16 protein-coding genes, 1 tRNA gene and 3 pseudogenes are annotated in these 19,599 nt (G+C 31.3%); 8 read left to right on the forward strand and 12 right to left on the reverse strand.

The annotated features are described in order from the left end of the window. Positions 1–715: 715 nt before the first annotated feature. Positions 716–808: pseudogene (locus DK405_RS10505) on the reverse strand (IS630 family transposase); the annotation flags it as partial. 540 nt (positions 809–1,348) lie between these two features. Here DK405_RS10505 and DK405_RS10515 point away from each other — a divergent pair. The 3 genes from DK405_RS10515 to DK405_RS10525 all read left to right on the forward strand — a co-directional run bounded on the left by DK405_RS10515 (position 1,349) and on the right by DK405_RS10525 (position 3,885). Then, the gene (locus DK405_RS10515; protein ID WP_064612955.1) at positions 1,349–2,173 is read left to right on the forward strand and encodes a sensor histidine kinase; all 825 of its coding nucleotides are present in this window, start codon (positions 1,349–1,351) and stop codon (positions 2,171–2,173) included. 100 nt (positions 2,174–2,273) lie between these two features. Then, on the forward strand, positions 2,274–2,852 hold the full coding sequence (locus DK405_RS10520) for an HD domain-containing protein (protein WP_109510712.1): 579 nt from the start codon (positions 2,274–2,276) through the stop codon (positions 2,850–2,852). Between the two features lie 118 nt (positions 2,853–2,970). Then, positions 2,971–3,885, forward strand: a complete 915-nt coding sequence (locus tag DK405_RS10525) for an Rpn family recombination-promoting nuclease/putative transposase (RefSeq protein WP_064612954.1) — start codon at positions 2,971–2,973, stop codon at positions 3,883–3,885. Positions 3,886–3,963: 78 nt separating this feature from the next. Here the strand turns inward: DK405_RS10525 and DK405_RS10530 are convergent. The 7 genes and pseudogenes from DK405_RS10530 to DK405_RS14635 all read right to left on the reverse strand — a co-directional run. Further along, positions 3,964–4,218, reverse strand: a pseudogene (locus DK405_RS10530) (conjugal transfer protein TraD); the annotation flags it as partial. A gap of 304 nt (positions 4,219–4,522) precedes the next feature. Next, positions 4,523–4,783, reverse strand: coding sequence for a tetratricopeptide repeat protein (locus DK405_RS10535; RefSeq protein WP_064612953.1), 261 nt, complete (start codon positions 4,781–4,783; stop codon positions 4,523–4,525). A 102-nt stretch (positions 4,784–4,885) separates the two neighbouring features. After that, positions 4,886–5,530: an ankyrin repeat domain-containing protein gene (locus tag DK405_RS10540; RefSeq protein WP_064612952.1), complete on the reverse strand. Its 645-nt coding sequence runs from the start codon at positions 5,528–5,530 to the stop codon at positions 4,886–4,888. Positions 5,531–5,564: 34 nt separating this feature from the next. Beyond that, a pseudogene (locus tag DK405_RS10545) lies at positions 5,565–6,140 on the reverse strand (HD domain-containing protein). Positions 6,141–6,373: 233 nt separating this feature from the next. Continuing rightward, a complete protein-coding gene (locus tag DK405_RS10550) occupies positions 6,374–7,822 on the reverse strand; it encodes a replicative DNA helicase (RefSeq protein ID WP_064612950.1) in 1,449 nt (482 codons plus the stop codon). An 8-nt stretch (positions 7,823–7,830) separates the two neighbouring features. Continuing rightward, positions 7,831–8,571: a DnaA N-terminal domain-containing protein gene (locus DK405_RS14630; RefSeq protein ID WP_231967801.1), complete on the reverse strand. Its 741-nt coding sequence runs from the start codon at positions 8,569–8,571 to the stop codon at positions 7,831–7,833. Between the two features lie 19 nt (positions 8,572–8,590). After that, positions 8,591–8,926 carry a hypothetical protein gene (locus DK405_RS14635; protein WP_231967613.1) on the reverse strand — a complete coding sequence of 112 codons (336 nt, stop codon included), beginning with the start codon at positions 8,924–8,926 and terminating at the stop codon, positions 8,591–8,593. Positions 8,927–9,565: 639 nt separating this feature from the next. Between DK405_RS14635 and DK405_RS10560 the strand changes: the two genes are divergently transcribed. Together DK405_RS10560 and ndk are read left to right on the forward strand one after the other, a co-directional pair. Next, positions 9,566–9,658 (forward strand) — tRNA-Ser (locus tag DK405_RS10560). A gap of 747 nt (positions 9,659–10,405) precedes the next feature. Next, a complete protein-coding gene (gene ndk / locus DK405_RS10565; RefSeq protein ID WP_045912914.1) occupies positions 10,406–10,831 on the forward strand; it encodes a nucleoside-diphosphate kinase in 426 nt (141 codons plus the stop codon). Positions 10,832–11,100: 269 nt separating this feature from the next. On the opposite strand, the gene DK405_RS10570 is transcribed toward ndk, so the two are convergent. The 4 genes from DK405_RS10570 to DK405_RS10585 form a co-directional block, all read right to left on the reverse strand. Further along, positions 11,101–12,036 carry an Rpn family recombination-promoting nuclease/putative transposase gene (locus tag DK405_RS10570; RefSeq protein ID WP_064612949.1) on the reverse strand — a complete coding sequence of 312 codons (936 nt, stop codon included), beginning with the start codon at positions 12,034–12,036 and terminating at the stop codon, positions 11,101–11,103. Positions 12,037–12,188: 152 nt separating this feature from the next. Continuing rightward, complete coding sequence (locus DK405_RS14640; RefSeq protein ID WP_231967802.1) at positions 12,189–14,039, reverse strand: toprim domain-containing protein; 1,851 nt, start codon at positions 14,037–14,039, stop codon at positions 12,189–12,191. Positions 14,040–14,304: 265 nt separating this feature from the next. Continuing rightward, positions 14,305–15,129: a toprim domain-containing protein gene (locus DK405_RS14645; RefSeq protein ID WP_231967804.1), complete on the reverse strand. Its 825-nt coding sequence runs from the start codon at positions 15,127–15,129 to the stop codon at positions 14,305–14,307. Positions 15,130–15,143: 14 nt separating this feature from the next. Continuing rightward, a complete protein-coding gene (locus DK405_RS10585; RefSeq protein WP_231967807.1) occupies positions 15,144–17,156 on the reverse strand; it encodes an AAA family ATPase in 2,013 nt (670 codons plus the stop codon). A gap of 322 nt (positions 17,157–17,478) precedes the next feature. Between DK405_RS10585 and DK405_RS15215 the strand changes: the two genes are divergently transcribed. The 3 genes from DK405_RS15215 (at position 17,479) to DK405_RS13405 (ending at position 19,555) form a co-directional block, all read left to right on the forward strand. Then, positions 17,479–17,604: a hypothetical protein gene (locus DK405_RS15215; protein ID WP_269459331.1), complete on the forward strand. Its 126-nt coding sequence runs from the start codon at positions 17,479–17,481 to the stop codon at positions 17,602–17,604. Between the two features lie 235 nt (positions 17,605–17,839). Beyond that, positions 17,840–19,075 carry a group II intron reverse transcriptase/maturase gene (gene ltrA / locus DK405_RS10590; RefSeq protein ID WP_197709764.1) on the forward strand — a complete coding sequence of 412 codons (1,236 nt, stop codon included), beginning with the start codon at positions 17,840–17,842 and terminating at the stop codon, positions 19,073–19,075. 102 nt (positions 19,076–19,177) lie between these two features. Next, the gene (locus tag DK405_RS13405) at positions 19,178–19,555 is read left to right on the forward strand and encodes an HNH endonuclease (protein WP_052691740.1); all 378 of its coding nucleotides are present in this window, start codon (positions 19,178–19,180) and stop codon (positions 19,553–19,555) included. The last annotated feature ends 44 nt before the right edge of the window (positions 19,556–19,599 follow it).

The following is a 19,599-nucleotide window of genomic DNA, read 5'->3' on the forward strand; positions in this document are numbered from 1 at the left end:
TACAGTACAACTCCTGACTACTAACATGCTTTTGAAAAAACTTAAATAATTTCCATTCCTCTTTTGTGACTTCAGCTTTAACACGTTGTTTTACTTGTTTGATATTATTGCTCTCTTTGTAGCATAGCATGCTATTGTATGCTAAAGCAAATTGGTTAAATTTTATAGCATCAACTATGTATTTTACTACCTCATCTTCATTCATCTTTCAGATCTAAATTGTTATCTGCAGTAATATAACAATCTGTGCTAAATTATGTCAATATGAACTGATAAATATCTTTAGTTACTGAGTAATTAGTTGAATAATGTAATATTCTTATCAAGAAATTACATTTTTGAGTTGATTATATAGAGCATGGGAATATGAAGTTATATATAGCATAATCCAAAAGGAAGTTAAATTATGAGAGAAAAGAGGTATAGAAAAGAAAAAATAAGAAGAGATAGGAAATATGTGATCAGAATATCCATATGATTTAAGAAAGATAGTAATTCATAGAAGAAGGAGAAACAATAGCAAAAGCAAGAAGAGTATTTAATATAGTGCGATGTGAAGTTATGTATATGATTGTTTAAATGCGAGAGCTGATTAAACCTTTTGTTGTACCAACAGAAGCCTACTGGTACATGCAATGGAGTGATCCTATGTATGAAGCTATCATGACAATACATTCATGGTTCAAGAAAAATTAACTAACTAGAAAAATAAGTTATTGAATATTTTACATGCTTTAACAATTGATAGTCCCTCATCTACCGCTTTGAATATCTTCATTCTTAAATCATAACTGTATCTTCTTGCCATTATTTATCTATTATTTTTTATACTCTTTTCATATTAGCATATTATGTACCTATTCCCTACGTTCGTGCTATATAACTAAACTACTATAAAACAGTTATAATAGTTTGGCTATCACTATCACCTAGATACGCCTTTCGAAAAGTATAAACGAATTATTCCTCATACAGATCAATCAATTTATAAACAGCTGCAATAAGTTGATGTGCTTGCTATGTACTTATCGGTGGTAGAGTTTTCATGCAATAAACATAAATTGTTAATATGGTTAGTACCATCACATCTTATATAGCTAAACCGCACTGCTATAAAACAGATAGACGCTGAATTGCAAAAACTATACTGTCAGCTAGAGGAATCTTGGCAAGTAAGCATAAAACTCATAGATTGGATACAATATTTTAGGCGAATCGTAAATAACTATGATAAAAAAAAGATAAATATAATAGCCTCTCTGAATGGAATAATTTTTTTATTTAGACAATATATAGAATCAACAAATGTAAGAATTGAAAAATTTAATATAGAACCGCTAACCAATGGATGGTACAAATTCCTCCAATACCAATTACGTTGGTGAATGGAGAGAGTGAGAATATCGATGAATATATGGAAATAATAACAAAGCTAAGAAAAGCGAAGTATCATGTCGAGGCAGCTGAATCATTGAAAGAATATTGTACAGATTTAATACAGGAGATTAAATATAGATTTAATATTGCAACGAGTGAAATTGTAAGGCTTGCAAGCGAGATCATGTTAAATGATTCGGAAAATAAAGATAAGCTGAAAACAATATTAAATCGATCAGCAAATCTCCAAGAGTACTGTAATGATGTAGTTTACACGCTTAGAAGCGAAATTGAGCATGAAAATTTATGTTTAAAAAAATTTAGCATACAAAAGCTAGTAAAGGATGCCGTCAGGAGACTAGAAGACATTGCAAAAGAGAAAGATATAAAAATCAATTACAATTTTCAGTACAAAATGAAGGATATTGTGACTGGAAATAGTGATCACTTACAAGCTATATTAAGTCAATTAATAGGAAGCGTCATTAGATTTAATCACAGATGCCAGGTTATAATTACGGTTCATTTGTTTACTGTAAAAAATTATATAAAAAGCGATAACATACTACAATTTAGAATACACGATACAGGAAGTGGTATTTCAAAAGAAAAATTAGGGAATATAAAAGCTAAATTAGCTGATTTTGAGTTGGTACGAGACTATCCGCTAATGCTTGAATCAGGATTATGGTTTGTAAATTACCTTATTAATCAACTTAATGGAGAAATGGAAATAGAAAGCGAAAAAGACAAGTTTACAACCATTACTTGCAATATTCCAGTACAACTTTTTTAATCAAATTAATTCGCTTCTTTTTCAGTTTTTGTCTGAGATTGGAGTACATAAAAAGTTTAATTTATTGTATAATTTATTAAAGATTATTTAGAGATGAAAAATGATAGACTTTTATAGCGAAAGCTTACTAAATAAGCTGTTTGAAACCAACGTAAGATTTAATACTGAAATTGATCTTGATAAAGTTGAAAAAGCAATATTTTATGCCCAAAAATATCATGGTCAGCAAAAGAGAGATACAGGAGAACTATACTACACACATCCATTAGAAGTAGCTTATATGGTAGCAGACTACAGCTTTGAAACAGATACAATTATTACTGCAATACTACATGATACACTAGAAGATACAACATTAACTAAAGAAAAGATTGTTAAGGTATTCGGTAGAAAATTGCAGAACAGGTTTCAGATCTTACCAAGATTAAGGATAATAAAAAAAATCAGTTCTAGAGAGATGATTCAAACATTATATAACCGAAATAAAACAGAACTATTATTAATTAAGCTTTTCGACCGATTCCATAATATTCAGACTGTATCAATAAAACCTTATGAAAAAAGACAAGAAATCATACTAGAAACTCAGCAAGAATTTATACCTCTTGCTGAATATCTTAAATTACCAGAAATTGCTATAGAGCTAAATAAATACTGTGAGCTTTATACTACCAAATAAGCTAAAGTTTAATAGGTGGTTAATGTAGTGAATTGCAGAAATTAAAATTCAATAAGAGAATGTTCATGTAAGTTATTTTGTTGTATAATTTAAAAAGAATAGAAAATATGAAAAATATATGCACTTATCAAGATTTTTAGATCCAAAGAATGATGTAGCATTTAAAAAGATATTTGGATCAGAAAAAAACAAGGACATACTAATACATTTTCTGAACGATATATTGTTGTTTGAAGGGAATAGAAAAATAATAGAAGTAGAGTTTTTAGGAACGATATTAGATGCAGACATAGCGTCCAAAAAAGAATCAATAGTAGATGTTTTGTGTAAAGATAAAAACGGTGCGCAATATATAATAGAAATGCAAGTAGATCCTACACAAGGATTTGAAAAAAGAGCGCAGTATTATGCCGCAAAAGCATATGGCAGGCAACCAAATAGAGGAAAGGAAGGAAAATACTCAGACCTAAAGGAAGTTATATTTATAGCTATAGCAGATTATAAATTGTTTCCAAACAAAGAAGACTATATATCAAGGCATGTAATATTGGATAAAAAGACATATGAGCATGATCTAAAGGACTTTTCATTTACCTTTATAGAATTACCAAAATTTAAAAAAAATAGAGTGGAAGAGTTAAGTGATATAACAGAGAAGTGGTGCTATTTTTTTAAACATGCAAAAGAAACAACATTAGATGGATATAATAAAATAATAGGTGAAGATTTAATAATAAAAAGAGCGTATGAGGCATTAGATCAGTTTAATTGGAGTGAAGATGAACTAATAACCTATGAACAAGAGTTAAAGCGTATATGGGATAATAAAGCAGTAGAAGATTATAAACTCGAACGCGCTAAAGCTGAAGGTAAAGCTGAAGGTAAAGCTGAAGGCATAAAGCTCGGTGAAGCTAAAGCAAAAAAAGATTTGGCAATAAAATTATTGAAATCTGAATTATCAGTTGAGACAATTGCTGAATATACGGATTTATCAATACAAGAAGTATTAAATTTAAAAAATAGCATAAAATAATAAGAAATATACAACATACAAAATTTTACCTTTAATGTGTTGTATGCTATTTCTATTAAATCATATAGATGCCTTATATCACACTACAAGTTTTATACTATACTGAACATTGAGAAGGCCATTCTTTAAGGCCTCAATGTCCTTAACATGGCCGCACCATTCTTGACGAAAACTATTCCATTTTAAGCAATGAAGGCGAATGTGGCGCTTAGTGTTTTCGTCTGGTTCAGAGGCAAATTTTAAAATCACAGCAGCTTTATTTTGCTGTTCTTTATCAAAAATATCTTTACCTATTGTAGTCCAATGATTCTGAACATTTGGATGTAAAGATAGCTGGTTCAAAAAAAAGTAGCATTATTTTTTGAACTCTAAGATTTTTGATATATAGTCATTTACAATGAAGTTTGCGTATAAAATATCCTGTTAGTAAATCTTATGATGCTATTGTCGCTTTTTTTATGCTCAAACCTCATTGTAAATGACTATAGTCTATAATCTAGAATAATAAAACATTCTTAACTTATGAACATGTGACTCTGTACCTTGATTCTAAAAATTAATCAGTTATGATGCGGAGATTGCTTTTTTTAATTTTTTGTGCAAGTTCATTTGCTAACTGGTATGCGTACACATTTTTCTATTGCATTTCTAGCTTTTTTAAAACCTTGCTAATATAAGGTGCTATTAAACCTGGATTATACTTAATAGCTAAATTAAACTTCTTTATTGCTTCTTGATGTTGTCCTAATTTCCTCAAAGCAACTCCTTTATTCATATAAGCTTCTGCCAGATCTGGTTTATGCTTAATAGCTATATCATAATTATCTATTGCTTCTTGATATTGACCTAATTCGTATAAAGCAATTCCTTGTACATATCGATGGTGAAGATAATACAACGAATGCTAATATAACAGCATAACATGGTTGTAAAATTGATTTCAAAACATTCATATTAACTTCTCTTTATTAGCATTAACATATTAGCTATCTGTTGAAACCTAATACCATGGGACCGATTGTTCCGTTAGAAAGTTGAATACATCTGCATTACCGCTTTTAGCAGCATAATCTATAGTAGTCATGCCGTTATCATCTTTTGCATCAATATCTGCTCCATAATCAATCAAAAGCTGTATAATATCTATGATTTTATTACGAATAGCAATATGTAGTAGCGTTTCTCCTTCATCATATTTTTTATTAATACCAGTAGAATTATGTTTTAGCATAATTGCTAAAGGTTCTACACATTTGCATTCAACAGCATCAGATAAAGGTGTATTACCTTGATTATTCTCGATATTTACATCAGCATTATATTTTAGCAGTAATGCTATATGATCATTGCAATAGGTAGGATATTTTTCGAAAAATTCATAATATACTTGAATTGTTTCAACAACAAGATGTAAAGCAGTGTGCCCATCATTATCTTGTGCGTTTACGTTAGCTTCATTGTTCAACAAAATCTTAGCAATAGGTAGATTCTTATATTTCAAAGCAACAGATAAAGCAGTAGTGCCATCTTTATATTTTGAATTGACAAGTGTAATATCCTTATTAATAAGCTGCTTCACTTTTTTAATATCACCATCTTGAATAGCGCTATGTAAGGTATACTTAGTCTTAGATTTTAATATCATATATTTAATCCTTTCATTCTCAATTATTTACTCATTAGCTAGCATGAAGTTTACAATATTCGCTTAAGCGTTCTCCAATCTCTGGTAGTTTAAGGTATTCAGCAAGAGCTATAAATTCTTGCTGCGTTTCAAATATTATTTCTTGCCTTTTGTGAGGAGGTTTGATGAATATAGTTGTAATATTATGGAATCTATCAAAAAGCTTGATCAGTAATAGTTCTGTTTTATTTTGGCTGCGTAATATTTGTATCATTTCCATAGCACTGATTTTCTTATTATTCCTAACCCTTGTGAGATCTGAAACTTGTTCTGCAATATTACTACCAAATTCGTAACTTATTCTTTCTTTAGTTAGTTTTGTGTCTTCAAGTGTATCATGTAGTATTGCAGTAATAATTGTATCTGTTTCAAAGCTGTAGTCTGATACCATGTAGGCTACTTTCAATGGATGTGTGTAGTAGAGTTCTCAAGTATCTCTCTTTTGCTGGCAATGATATTTTTTAGCGTAAAGTATTGCTTTTTCAACTCTATCAAGATCAATTTTGGTGTTAAATCTTATGTTGGTTCTGAACAGCTTATTTATTAAGCTCTCACTATAAAAATCTATCATTGCACACCTCTAAATGGTTATTAATAAATTATACCATAATTCAAACTTTTTGTATACTCCAATCCCAGATAAAAACTGGAAAAGAAGCAAATTAAATTATAAATTTTTTGAATTCAGTTATCACGATGCTAAAACTAACCTTGAGTTGCATATCTCTGGTGTTAATGAGTAAAATTTTGCTGTAATTTTTTTTTGGACCAGCATTTTTTCATTTATGCATAATCTAGTGTTTATTAACCTTGCTGAGAGTTTTTAACAATATTGCCAAATTTAGAATACCTACTATTATAGTGCAACTTCACTGTACCAACTGGCCCATTACGGTGTTTAGCAACAATTATTTCAGCAGTGTTATAACATTTATTTTGTCTAGCTTTCCATTCTGTGTATTCTGGAGTACCTGGATCTTGTTCTGATCTAGACAAGTAATATTCGTCCCGATATATAAGCATTACAATATCTGCATCTTGTTCAATGGAGCCTGATTCTCGTAGATCTGAAAGAATAGGCTTTTTATCTGACCTTTGTTCTACAGCTCTAGACAATTGAGATAACGCAATGATTGAAATATTGAGCTCTTTAGCAAGAGCTTTTAAGCTCTGAGTAATTTCAGAAATCTCCTGTACTCGATTATACTGACTTCCTCTGTTATCAATTTTTATTAGCTGTAAATAATCAACAAATAATATTGCTAAATTATGTGTACGTTTAAGTCTACGAGCTCGAGATCTAATTGCAGATATCGAGATTGCTGGAGCATCATCTATAAAAAAATTCCACTTTTGTATTTCGTCTTGTACAGTCTTTAACTTATCAATATCTTGTTCACCTATTTTACCGTTAAATAATGCAGAGCTATTAATTTCTGATTCTATAGAAAGAATTCGAGTAGAGATTTGCTGAGATGACATTTCTAAAGAAAAGAATCCAACTGATGGTTTTATATTAGAAACTTTGCTATTTTGTTGAGTAGATGATGATAAAAAATATTTACAAGCATTTACAGCTAAGTTAACTCCTAAAGCAGTTTTACCCATTGATGGCCTGCCAGCTAATATTATTAGATCAGAATTTTTAAATCCTCCAAGCTTTGAATCAAGGTCAAGTATTCCACTACTGATACCATTAATAGAGTTTTTATTTTTAATAGCAGCTGAAATTGATGTCCATGATTCTTCAATTGAAGTTTGCAATTTTGTAAATCCTTTACTTAAAGTTCCTCTTGAACCTAGATCATATAATTGAGATTCAGCAGTTTCGATCTGAGTTATAGCTAAATCTGCTAAAGTAGAAGAATATGCATTTGTAACTATTTTTTCACCAATTTCAATTAAATAACGCTGCAGCGCAAGGTCATATACTATTTTGCCGTACTCATTAACATTAACTATACTTAATGCTAAAGTTGTAAGTTTAGCTAGATAATCTACTCCACCTATTTCCTCAAATGCGAGTTCATTGCCTAGCATATTTTTGAGCGAAATTACAGTAGCGCTAATTCCTTTACTAATAATGAGATTAATTGACTTATATATTTTACCATGTAATGGTTCATAAAAATGTTCCGGCAGTAAAAATTCGTTAATGTTATATAGCGCACGATTGTTAATCAGAATTGCTCCAAGTATCATTTGCTCTGCCTGAATATTACTTGTAGCAATCTTTGCAAGATCTTTTTCCATATCACCCTTTAAATTTTATTAAAATTACTAAACTTAACTAACTCAAAAGAAAATCCCTGAGCTTTAAAAGCGTGCGCAAGATTTTCCATATGGTTGCTTGTGATGTAACTATCAGCAAATCCTGTTTTAGCTTTAATGAATATTTTTTTACTAACATTATCTTCATTTATAATGTTCAATTCGCTAAAGTATTTTTTATCAATAGTTTGACCATAACTTTTAATCAAAGATTCTCGTACTTTGTACCAAGTTGAGTTAGAGCCCAGTTGTTTACTGAGATTCAAGAGATACTCTTCTTCATTGATTTGTTTCTGTGAAACAGTTGTAGGTTGCTCAAATGGTGTAACTTGCAATTCTTGAATTTCGTATCCATATACATCTTGTACAGCTTGTAATATCTTTGATTCATCACATTCTGTTAGTGTGATATTTTTAAGCAACTTAACAAAAAACCTAGTTCGAACCGCTGGCCCAAAACTACAAGAAGTCAAAATTTGATAAGCCATAGCTGCTTCAAAAGAACCAGCAATTTTATGCTTCAACTGACTTTCCTTACTAAGATTTGCGCTTGTTTCAATTTGAGTAAGATATTTTTCCTTATTAAATTCGTTATCAAATCCACAGTTGTCTCTATTTGCCTGATCAGTAGTTCGTAATTCATTCGCTAACACTTTTGCTATATAGTTTAGAACTGATGCTTTACAGCCAAAATGATAATTCGAATATCGACCTGCTAGCTTTAATAGCAATTTGTTGATAAAGTATATGTTAAAAACCTTTATCAGACTTGTGTTGCAGTGCAACTGCATCTTCTGGTGTTAGTGGGTAAAACTCTTTTAGCCTGTACTTTTTGAACCATTCTTTTTTACCATTCGAAGACTTGAGAATCTTTGTTATTAGTGATTTAATGTCTTGATTACAATTTTTAGTTGAAGTTCGTATATCATTTTCAAAATCATCAACATTTTGAAAATTTTGTTCTTCATTTTCATTTTTTTTATTCTCTACTAACTCACCTTCAGTAGATCTAGATATTTTAGATTTTTTTATATATCTATATATGTCCCTGAAAAAAGTTTCAGGTTGACCTGAAATTTCTTTCATGTTGGGACGAAATTTTTTTTCTGGTAAGGCTATATTTTCTTCTTTCCCTTTTTCACTATAGTGCTGAAAATTTTTCAGAATTTTTATGCAAGGGACATTACGTAACTTAACATTGTCTTTAATTATTGTCCTATTTTCAACTTCAATAAAACCTGCATCTCTTAATTCTACTAAGCATTGCCTAACTCTTCTTTGACCAACATTCAGCTTATCTTCATAAAGCTGATAACTTTCCTGTAATTCATCTATATCTTTGTTGTAATAGATATGTAGTCTAAATACTATGAATGATAAAAGCTGTTTAGATGTTTTACTTAATGCTTTTCCATTATCTCCAGTTAGCTTCCTCCATTCTGGCGGAATGATATTTCCAATAAAGTTATAAAATATTGTGTCATTATTGTTACTGTTATTATTAGCAATTTTTGCGCAATTTCTAACCTCTGAAAATCAGATATAGCAGGTGATTTAGGCGATTTTCGCTATCAAACTCATTTTATTTTTTTTGATTTATGATATATATTTTTATTACAATTTTACATATTCAATACACAATGTTTAGTTGTTAGCAATAAAAATAAAACTAGAAATCTTAACTAAACAATGCTATAAGATTAAAGTTAGTTTTAAAAATCAAATGGAGAGGTGGCCGAGAGGCTTAAGGCGGCGGTTTGCTAAACCGTTATACGGTTTAATATCGTATCAAGGGTTCGAATCCCTTTCTCTCCACCAGATCTAAAGAATAATTTATTAATACTTTAATATACCTGTTCAACTTAAAGAGTTGAATAAAAATCAATATTTGAATACAAGAGTTTAGATATATAGTCTAAGTGATTGCATTAGATGACGTCTTACTTTCTTCTCTACCAAATCCATTATAGTCATTTACAACGATGTTTGAGCATAGAAAGAAGCGATAAAAATTAATAGAATATGTTGGTTTTATAAAGTTACTTTTTTGCTACCTTATTCTCCAGATTTAAATCTGATAAAAAAGTTTTACGCTGAGCTGATATGAAGCTGTGAATTAGAAATCAAATTACTCAATTTAGTAAATTTCATGAATCTATTATGGCTTTTTTCTATGCTCAAACATCATTGTAAATGACTATATTACCATATCAAATGGTTGCGATATAAACTTGCGAAATATTTCTTTTAGTCTTTTTAGCAGATAAGTTCGTGCTCTTATTCCAGGCTTTTTCTAAATTTCAGTTTTACATTGCTTAGTTTTCACTAGCATAAAATCAAAATCCAGAAAGCTAAATGTTTCACCATTCTTTAAATCAACTGTTTTTATCTTTTCTTCGTTTAGTCCAACATTTATTCTCAACAGTATAACATAACTGTTTTATTGTAGTTTAGCTATATTATAACATAAGATGTTATTTAAATAAATAATTACTAGAAATTAAACACTCAAAAATATATACTACTAACACTCTTACTATTATTATATTAGTTAAATTAAAGTTTATGAACATGGAATACACTCTTTCAATTTTAAAACCAGATGTGATTAAAAGAAACATCATTGGAAAAGTTAATACCTACATAGAAAATTCTGGACTAAAAATTATAGCTCAAAAAACTCTTTTGCTTACTAAAGTACAAGCAGAAAATTTTTACATAATACATAAGAATAGAGCATATTATCAAAGTTTAGTGCAAAATATGACGTCTGGTCCAGTAGTAGTACAAGTATTATATGGCCTAAATGCTGTAAAAAAATACAGAGAAATCATAGGGGCTACTAATCCATGCGATGCTAAAAAAGGAACAATCAGAGGAGACATGGCAAAAAGTATCGATGAAAATACAGTTCATGGGTCTGATAGCTTAGAAAATGCTGATATAGAAATAAAATTTTTCTTTGCCTTGATTGAATATGCATATCTTTAAAATTAAATGCTTTTGTTATTGTTATGTTGATAATTAATATAGTAGTTTAGCCTAAGTTAAACGTAAAAATGTGATATGGCTAAATAAAAAAATATCAATAAGGGCATATAAACACTAGATTAAAATAAGGATATGACATGTATATAATATGTCTATAGGTAAAGGTGCAAAGACATATTAAATATAAGGAAGAAGAAAAGTTAATTTTTATTAATATTTATAATCAATCTTTAACTTTAACTATAAATATTATTTGCAATATTTAAAAGTTAATAATCCATGTTATTTTTTACATTAACCACTTCTTCTTTTGATAACCCAGTAGTTTCAGAAATAAATTCAACTGAAAAGCCAGCTTTTAATAAGTTCCTTGCAAGCCCTTGCGCGGCTTCAGCTCTGCCTTTAGCTATGCCTTTAGTTTCACCAATCTCTATACCTTCATCAATATATTTTGCAGCAATAGTTCTCATAATATTACTTTTTTCTTCTTCAGATAAATACTTAGCCAGAACCTGCTCTAATTCTGGTTGCTGACTCTCTAGTAATTTAGTATCAGTATACCATAAAAATGATCGTAGGTAAATATAGCCTTTTTCTTTGTCAAGTATTAAAACATGTTTGAACTTTATTAGAAACTCTTCCCAAAGCTTTAACATATCTCGTTGATGAATGTGCTTTAGCATATATTCGAGCATTCCGATATGCTTTTTCCTAACAATTTCATCATTCGACATACTTTGCAAATCGACTAATTGATAGTCAGAAGTCATTAATTGCTTAGCTATCATTGAATCGGTAAATAAATCCCACAAATTCCTAGGTGCGTTGTAGACTTCTTTGCCGTTGTAGATCACTAAATTATACACTAATGGTAATTTAGTTTTTTCTTTCTTATGCCTTTCGCACAATAACAATGTGTATCTCCATAACCGCAGAGCTGTCCAATAATCGACGGTTGATTGAGCTTCAATTAATATATAAATAAAAGCATTGCCATGTTTTTTGGTGGCAACTCTATAGACGATATCGCTGTATTTTTTCTTTAACGATTCTTCTATATAACTCTCTTGCTCTACTTTTATTTGTGATAAATCTATTAAACTCTTGAAATCCGTTGGTAAATAATACTCTAGAAATTCTTGTGCAGCCACTGGATCACTCATGATTGTCTTTGCTAATGAATCATGCTTTAATTTTTTTGTCATTAGTATAGAGATGACGATTTATTATACAATTCTTTAACATTTGTAATATCATTTTGTTTTTCTATACTATTATTTTCTGTTTGAGTAAGTTTGGTTGTTTCAACTGCCTTAGTCAGTTTAGTAATTTCAGGTTCTATAATGTCTCTAATTGACTAGTCTCCACAACTTTGCAACAGATTATTAAAATCCCCATTTTCTGGTGGTTTGACTATACAAGTTATCGCTCCCTTCATTTCTAACGTTTTTGCAGCTTTAATTACAGTATTATTAGTTATAGGATTTTTGCTATCATTATCTGCTGCAATGATGATTTTTTCACCAGGAAATGGTGAATAATTTCTCAAATTCGAAATTCCTGCACTAGCAATGATATTACCTTTAATGCCTGATTGCTGCAAGCTCAATGCTGTTTCAGCGCCTTCTGCTATAATTGTTATATTAGGGTCATTCGCATTTCGCTTTGCGATTGTTATGAACGATCCTCTGATTTTACCGAAAGATCTTCTGTTAATTGAAATATTCGCCTTATCTCCTGCCGAATTTAGATATACGGCCTGTACTCCGGTAATTTCTCCTTTTGAATTTCTTGCAAATGCTGTAAATGCTGGATAATTTTCTCTCGTTTGAGTATCAAACAGTATACTTGCTTTTAAGTCTGAACTTGCAGTGCTTTTGTCAAAAGTAATACCACGATTTTCAAGATACTTTTTTACTATTTCAACTTCTGCGCTTGGGCTTGTATCTATCTCATAACCATGTATTCTGCTTGATCGTTCATACAAGTTTTGAACTTTTTCGATTTTAACACTTTCAGATTGTTGAGTGTATTGTTGAGAATCGTCAGTCTTAGGCGGTCTCTGATACTGTTGTCTAACGTTAGGCATTCCAAGTATAGTTTTCAAATATTCCTTTGCCTCAAAAAAGCTGCATACTCTTTCTCTTTGAACCAGGGATAATAAATCACCCTTTTGTCCTGTACTAAAGTCATACCATTTTCCAGCGTACTTGCCCTCGGTGGTTACTTGTATTTTGCCAGTGTCTCCCAAACGTAATCTTCCGTGTCTAGATAGGCGCTTATTTGGATCTCCAAGAAGATCACAAGCTATAGTGTCAGCTCTATAAGCTATTGCATCCTTCAATTTTTGTAGGTCTTCCTCGCTATTTGAATAATAATCGTTTTTTCTATAGTTTTGAGCAGATTGATATTGCCTTACTTCATTTGCTTGAACATCATTATTCTCCTCTTTTGAATTGATAGAGTCTGTCTTAGCTGTGCTAAGCTGCTCTATTAGGTTAGCAACATTTTTTGTAGCTTGCACATTGTAGTACAGCCGTACTTGCTCTGCATTCCCTATCATGCTTATGTTAGAACTTTCTATGCCTACACCATCATTATGAAGAACATATACATCTTTTTTGACAGCTGTTTGTGGGTTACAAACTGTTGTAGCATATCCATGTTTAAAGCTTATTTTATTCAAATCAAAGCTTACCTCGTTTCCTGTATCTGTCTTAGCTACAAACTTATTTTCATCAATTGATACTAGAGTTGCAAATTCACTGTTTTGTATTTGTAAATCCTTATCGTTTGTTTGAAATACAATTCGGTCTCCAGCCATGTAGTTAGCATATTTTTTTGATTCAGCTCCTGAAATTAAAATGCTGTATTCTGTACCTTTCAGAGCACCATTTTCCTTCATGTAGTTTCTGATGTGTTGATTAATATTTTCAGCTTCTTTATGGCCAGCAATTATCAAACGATCCTGCAGCTCAAATTTACTATTCTTCCAATCATTGATTAATTGGTTTATTGATTCTTTTAGAGTATTATCAGCTCTCAAGCTATTATTATCACTAAGTAGCACTATACCATCAGCAATATCATCATTTATCAACTTTACAGCCACATTGTGGTTGCAGCTGTTAGCTTTAGAATTTTCTATATCTGTTTTTGAATTATGAATATTATTGAAATTATTTGAATCATTGATTTTGTCAGTCATATAAAACCTCACCTTCGCGTCACTAAATTGTTTTGCGGTATAAATATTTGCTATTTTTACCGTTTGAATTATAATTTTATTGCTAAGTGATTATTGGAATAGTTTTTTGTTATACTAATCTTTCCAAAGTTCCATCTTTTTCAGTATTTTCTTAGTGGATAGGCATAATGCGAATTGCAAACATCACTGTGAGCTGTTATGTATAGCTCATTTTGTAATTCGCCATGTGAATGAATAGCTTACATTCAATTTTCGATCGTAAGAACTATCTCCTAAGTCCAATTTTTTGAGCTATGTCAGTTTTCACCACTTGTTCAGACTCTGTTTTTACGTTCTGAGTATTAATTAACTTCATGATTTCAGGTATCATAAGCTCCTTAACAGCTATGGCTCCTTTATTTTTTAGCATTTCGTTAAAATCTTCACCTTCTGAATGAATTACGATGCTAGTAATTGCTCCTTTGCTTGTCAGTACTTTTGCAGCCTCGTTTATAGTGCTTACATATTCTTTATTTTGTTTATCATTATTTGCAGCTATAAGAATCTTTTCTCCTTGAAATGGTTGATAGTACTTCAAATTATTTACATTTGAGCTATATACCATTCTGCTATCAATGCCAGCTTCCTGAAAACTTGATATCGTTTTTCCTTCTGCTGACAGAATGGTTACATCATAATCATATTGTCTTTGTTCTTTGATGTGCATAAATAATGGAGTAGAAATATCTTTGGTTGTGCATTGCTTTATGCTATTCTCTTGCTGGACTTTTTCTACTTTAGCTTCTTGCTCTGGTTTAGCGGTAAAATGATAATATTCTTCATTCACATGAGATCTATCATTGATATCATTGATTATAGACTTAAACCAGTTTTCGATTTTACTAAAAACAGTTGTTTTTGTCCGTGCTTTTTCCAAATCATGAGCAGTTTTTAGAGTTATGCTAGCTGATTTCTCATTTGGTCTGCTGAGCTGATTTATTAAGCTGTTAATGCTTTTAGTTGCTTCATTATTGCAATATAACTTTAAGCTCTTTATATGCCTTGTCATAGCTACGTATGAGCTGCTTATATTACTTACTCCATTATGCAAAACGTATACATCTTTTATAGAAGCTCCCTGGACCTTATAAACAGTACTTGCATAGCCATGTTTAAATTGTATTTTACCGAATCAAAACTCACTTCTTTTCCTGTGTCTGTCTTAGCTATAAATTTATTTTTACTAACCGAAGTTAAAGTTGCAAATTCACTATTTTGTATTTGTAAATCCTTATAGCTTTTTTGAAATACGATTCTATCTCCTGCCATATATGACTTTTTCCTTCCATCAATAGAACGCTCATATTCTGTGCCTTTTAGCGTACCATTTGCTTTTAACAAAGACCTAATACTTGAATTAAGAATGTCGACATCTTTATTACGTACTGTAATTACCAATTTTTCATGTGGTTTAAATTTGCTTAGACTCCAGTTGTATATTAATTTACTCATTGAGTCCTGCAACGTATTATCAAACCTAACGCTGTTATTTTGCCTCAGTAAGGTTATACCGCTTAAAATATTACTCTCAGCAAACTCCATTGCTGCTTCTCTGCTCCAGTTTTCACTTTGTCTGCGAATATCTATTAAAACATGTGAACCGAAATTATTACTCAGCATCTCAAACATTCCGCCTCTTTCTATTGAAGCTAGCTGTTTTTCATCTCCAGCGAGTATCAGTTGACAATAATTGTTTCTAACTACTCTAAACAGCTCTGCATAAGCTTTAGTACCTACCATTCCAGCTTCATCTACTACTATTAAGCTGTCTTGCATAAAAATTTTTTTTCGATTATATAAAAATCCTTTTACTGTATAGACCTCTGTATAACCTTTGCTCCTCAGCTCTGATACTGCCTTATGAGTAGGAGCAAGGCCAATAACTTTTTGTCCACGATTTGTTGCGAGCTCATGCGCTTTTATTAAAACATAAGATTTTCCTGTACCAGCTCTTCCTCTTAAGACTCTAACTCCACTAGTGCTAAGCAAAATATGCCTTAGAGCTTGTTTCTGTTCTTCACTAACATTTGCTAGACCTTCGATATCACTTTTAAGATTGTAAATATCGTTGTAATAAACCTGATTATTGATTTTATTAGCTATTCTGATTATTCTCGTCTCCTCATTTCGAACCTCAATTGTCGTAAAATATTTGCTACTTTCACCATCATCATGATATAACTCTAGTATTCTATTTGAACTAAGCACTTGCTGAACTAACAGTTCCCTTTCTGCTTTCGCTGAATATAGTATATCTTGAACAGCTTTTTCAACATCCTGCTTAGTAAAAATAGATTTGTAATGTGTTATAGAATCTGTTATTACGTCAGCATCATTAATAATCTTCAAATGAGCCTCTTTACGTAACTCATTTTCATTTACTACTTCATTAATTAAATTCCTAATTCTACGAGGTCCAATATGCTTTCCAGGTACTTCGCTTGTCTCGTCAACTCTATATGGTAAGCCTAATTCAGCGAAATATGCATTAGTTTCTTCTTTTGCTATTTCATGAATCATCTTGTGATCTTTAATAATACGCCACTGACCTTTTACTGTTATAAATTCAGCCTCTAAGTCAACAGCTTTATCACCCAATTCTTCACCATTCTCTTTAAATCTTCTTGTAGTAACCAATATATGTGCATGCCAGTTTTTATCTCCTGTTTGAGGCTTATGAATGTCTATCTGTACTCCAAGACCATTTTGCACCCATTCCATTGCATCAACTATTCGATGAGTTAGTTCTATTCTATGCTCTAAATTTAGCTCCTTCGCGTCTGGCAATGCTATTACTATATCCTTCAACAACTTACTATTTTCTCTTGTTTCTGTTCGTTCTACCTCATTCATTAATGTTTGAATATTCTTGAAGTCTTGATTTACATAATCCGGTATCAGCACTGTATGATATACGTTATCTTTCTTATGAGAGAAGTTATACCTTATACCTGTCTGCTTATTTTTAACAATAGTTCTTGCATTATACGCTGCCTTACGACAACTATCACCTCCTGTACTTCTACTTAAAAATTCAACCCTTGTAAACTGTATAGCCATCTCAATACCAATTCTCACCTGAGTTTTAAGTTAGCATGGTTTTTTTGATTTTGCTAGCATAAACTTCTTTTTTTTTTAACATTCAATCGGTTAATGAGTACTCATTTTTTAGCAGCAATCTTTATAGATTGCATATTGCGTAGTGCGACATGAGGTCGCTCAAACAGAGACTACAGAAATGTAGCAAGGTTGCATTTAAACCTTAGTTACCGCTATTGCGGTGCGAGATTGGTAACGGTCTTGTACTAAGCGCGATAGAAAGCCTAACTAAAGTACTAATCTGGATGGGAAATAGGGGCAAGGTAAAGTTAAAATTGGTTAAACGAAAGTGAATCTTCGTATGGAAAATATCGTCAATGCAGAAGCAGATACTCCAGATAAATTCTGTTATAAGGATAAAGCTGAAAAGCTTAGCTGTAAGAAGGAATACGCAGCCTTCTTTAAAAATGCCAGCTCCTCGGTATAAAGAAGATAACCAACTTAACGTCTCTCTGATGAGTGAAACATGGTAAGCCTATTATTAGGCAACTGATAGTAGGTAAGAGAGGTCTTAGAAAGCAAATGACACTAAGTCGAAAGACTACAGAAATTAATAACTGAGTGTATAGGCATTTATATGCTAATCAGAAATGATGCTAACTTAAGACTGGTGATTTACCCTAAATAGGTAAACAAGATTATGAATTAATTGGAAAAGTTGGATGCTAAACGCAAATGTAACAATTGAGACTAAAGATAATTTCAAGAAAATCTATTGGCATTCAATAGACTGGAAAGAAATTATACAAAAGGTTAATAATCTTCGTAGACGTATTTATAGGGCATCTGCAAATGGTAATATGAAGTTAGTACGTAACTTACAAAGATTGATGTTAAAATCAAGAGCAAATAGGTTACTTGCTATAAGACGTGTTACTCAAATCAACAAAGGACGAAAAAGTCCTGGAATTGATAAAATAGTTGTTAAGACAGATAAAGAAAGGAGTCTGTTGATGGAAAAGTTAGCAGATAATAATCTATCATCTGTAAAACCGATTAAGCGTGTATACATACCAAAAAGTAATGGCGAATCTAGACCTTTAGGCTTGCCAACTATTGTGGATAGGTGTAGACAGGCTGTTGTAAAATCAGCACTTGAACCATATTGGGAAGCTAAGTTTGAAGGTTGCAGCTATGGCTTTAGACCTGGACGTAGCGCTCACGATGCAATACAGAGAATATCTGGTATTATTCGACATGGAACCAATAGAAATTGGATATTAGATGCTGATATTAAAGGAGCATTTGATAATATTGATCATAATTTTCTTTTGAAAATTATAGGAAATTTCCCTGCTCGTAATTGGATTCAAGCATGGCTTAAATCTGGTGTAATGCAGGATTATCAAATTATCAAAACAACAGCTGGTACTCCACAAGGTGGATTAATTTCTCCATTACTTTTAAACATAACTCTTCATGGAATGAGTGATATACTTAATATTATCTATAATAAGTATGATCACCTATATTCTAAATCCGAATATGCTTTAGTGAGATACGCTGATGATTTTGTCGTTTGCGCTAAGTCAGAAAGCTCATGTATCAGAGCCAAAAGTATTATTAATGATTGGTTAAGTATTAGAGGCTTAGAATTGTCAAAGGAAAAAACCAGGATACTTCATATTAATGAAGGTTTTGATTTCCTTGGATTTAATATTCGACAATATAAAACCAATAGTACAAGAAGAGGTGTAGCTCTACTAGTTAAACCGTCTAAAGACTCTATAAAGTCGTTTAAAAAACGAATGTCAATAGAATGGAAAAAAAGTTTCTCATGGAATATTGATAGAATAATTGATAATCTAAATTCTAAAATATTTGGATGGTGCAGTTATTTCAACAAAGTTGTGTCCAAGAAAATTTTTTCCAATTTAGACTGTTGGATGTGGATTTAGCAAGCAAGATTCGTATGTAGAAAACATCCTAAAAAATCTTGGAAATGGCTTAAGAAAAAGTATTGGGGTCGCATTAAAGGCAGAAATGATAATTGGGTCTTTATGAATAAAGATCTATATCTATGGAAATTACAATGGACAACGATTAAACGACATATTCTTGTTAAAGGTAAATCTTCTCCTGATAATTCAAAACTTAGAGAATATTGGCATAAACGTCAGGCTGATAGCCCTAAGTATTTGTTTAAATCTAGGCAGATTCTTTGGCGTAGACAAAAGGGTAAATGTCTTGTTTGTTTTGATTTAATAGATAATGGTGAAAGTGTTCATGTACATCATATAACACCTATAAGATGTGGTGGCACTGACCATATTAACAATTTGTGCTTATTGCATGAAAACTGCCATCGACAAGTACACAGTAATCGCGGACAACTTATTGCAGCTGTTTGTAAATTGCTTGAGCCGTATGCGGAGTAATTCGCTTGTACGGTTCTTTGGGAGGAAAAGCGCTTTCGCGCTTA

Origin of the sequence: Orientia tsutsugamushi (assembly GCF_900327275.1) — a bacterium.
GTDB lineage: Bacteria > Pseudomonadota > Alphaproteobacteria > Rickettsiales > Rickettsiaceae > Orientia > Orientia tsutsugamushi.

Excerpts from the sequence above, each read along its gene's own strand:
- DK405_RS14635 (WP_231967613.1), bottom strand. The coding sequence starts at position 8,926 with ATGAAAGAAATTTCAGGTCAACCTGAAACTTTTTTCAGGGACATATAT.
- DK405_RS10540 (WP_064612952.1), bottom strand. The coding sequence starts at position 5,530 with ATGATATTAAAATCTAAGACTAAGTATACCTTACATAGCGCTATTCAA.
- DK405_RS10570 (WP_064612949.1), bottom strand. The coding sequence starts at position 12,036 with ATGACAAAAAAATTAAAGCATGATTCATTAGCAAAGACAATCATGAGT.
- DK405_RS10550 (WP_064612950.1), bottom strand. The coding sequence starts at position 7,822 with ATGGAAAAAGATCTTGCAAAGATTGCTACAAGTAATATTCAGGCAGAG.
- ltrA (WP_197709764.1), top strand. The coding sequence starts at position 17,840 with ATGCTAAACGCAAATGTAACAATTGAGACTAAAGATAATTTCAAGAAA.
- ndk (WP_045912914.1), top strand. The coding sequence starts at position 10,406 with ATGAACATGGAATACACTCTTTCAATTTTAAAACCAGATGTGATTAAA.
- DK405_RS10515 (WP_064612955.1), top strand. The coding sequence starts at position 1,349 with ATGGTACAAATTCCTCCAATACCAATTACGTTGGTGAATGGAGAGAGT.
- DK405_RS10525 (WP_064612954.1), top strand. The coding sequence starts at position 2,971 with ATGCACTTATCAAGATTTTTAGATCCAAAGAATGATGTAGCATTTAAA.
- DK405_RS10520 (WP_109510712.1), top strand. The coding sequence starts at position 2,274 with ATGATAGACTTTTATAGCGAAAGCTTACTAAATAAGCTGTTTGAAACC.
- DK405_RS15215 (WP_269459331.1), top strand. The coding sequence starts at position 17,479 with ATGGAAAATATCGTCAATGCAGAAGCAGATACTCCAGATAAATTCTGT.
- DK405_RS14640 (WP_231967802.1), bottom strand. The coding sequence starts at position 14,039 with ATGACTGACAAAATCAATGATTCAAATAATTTCAATAATATTCATAAT.
- DK405_RS13405 (WP_052691740.1), top strand. The coding sequence starts at position 19,178 with ATGAATAAAGATCTATATCTATGGAAATTACAATGGACAACGATTAAA.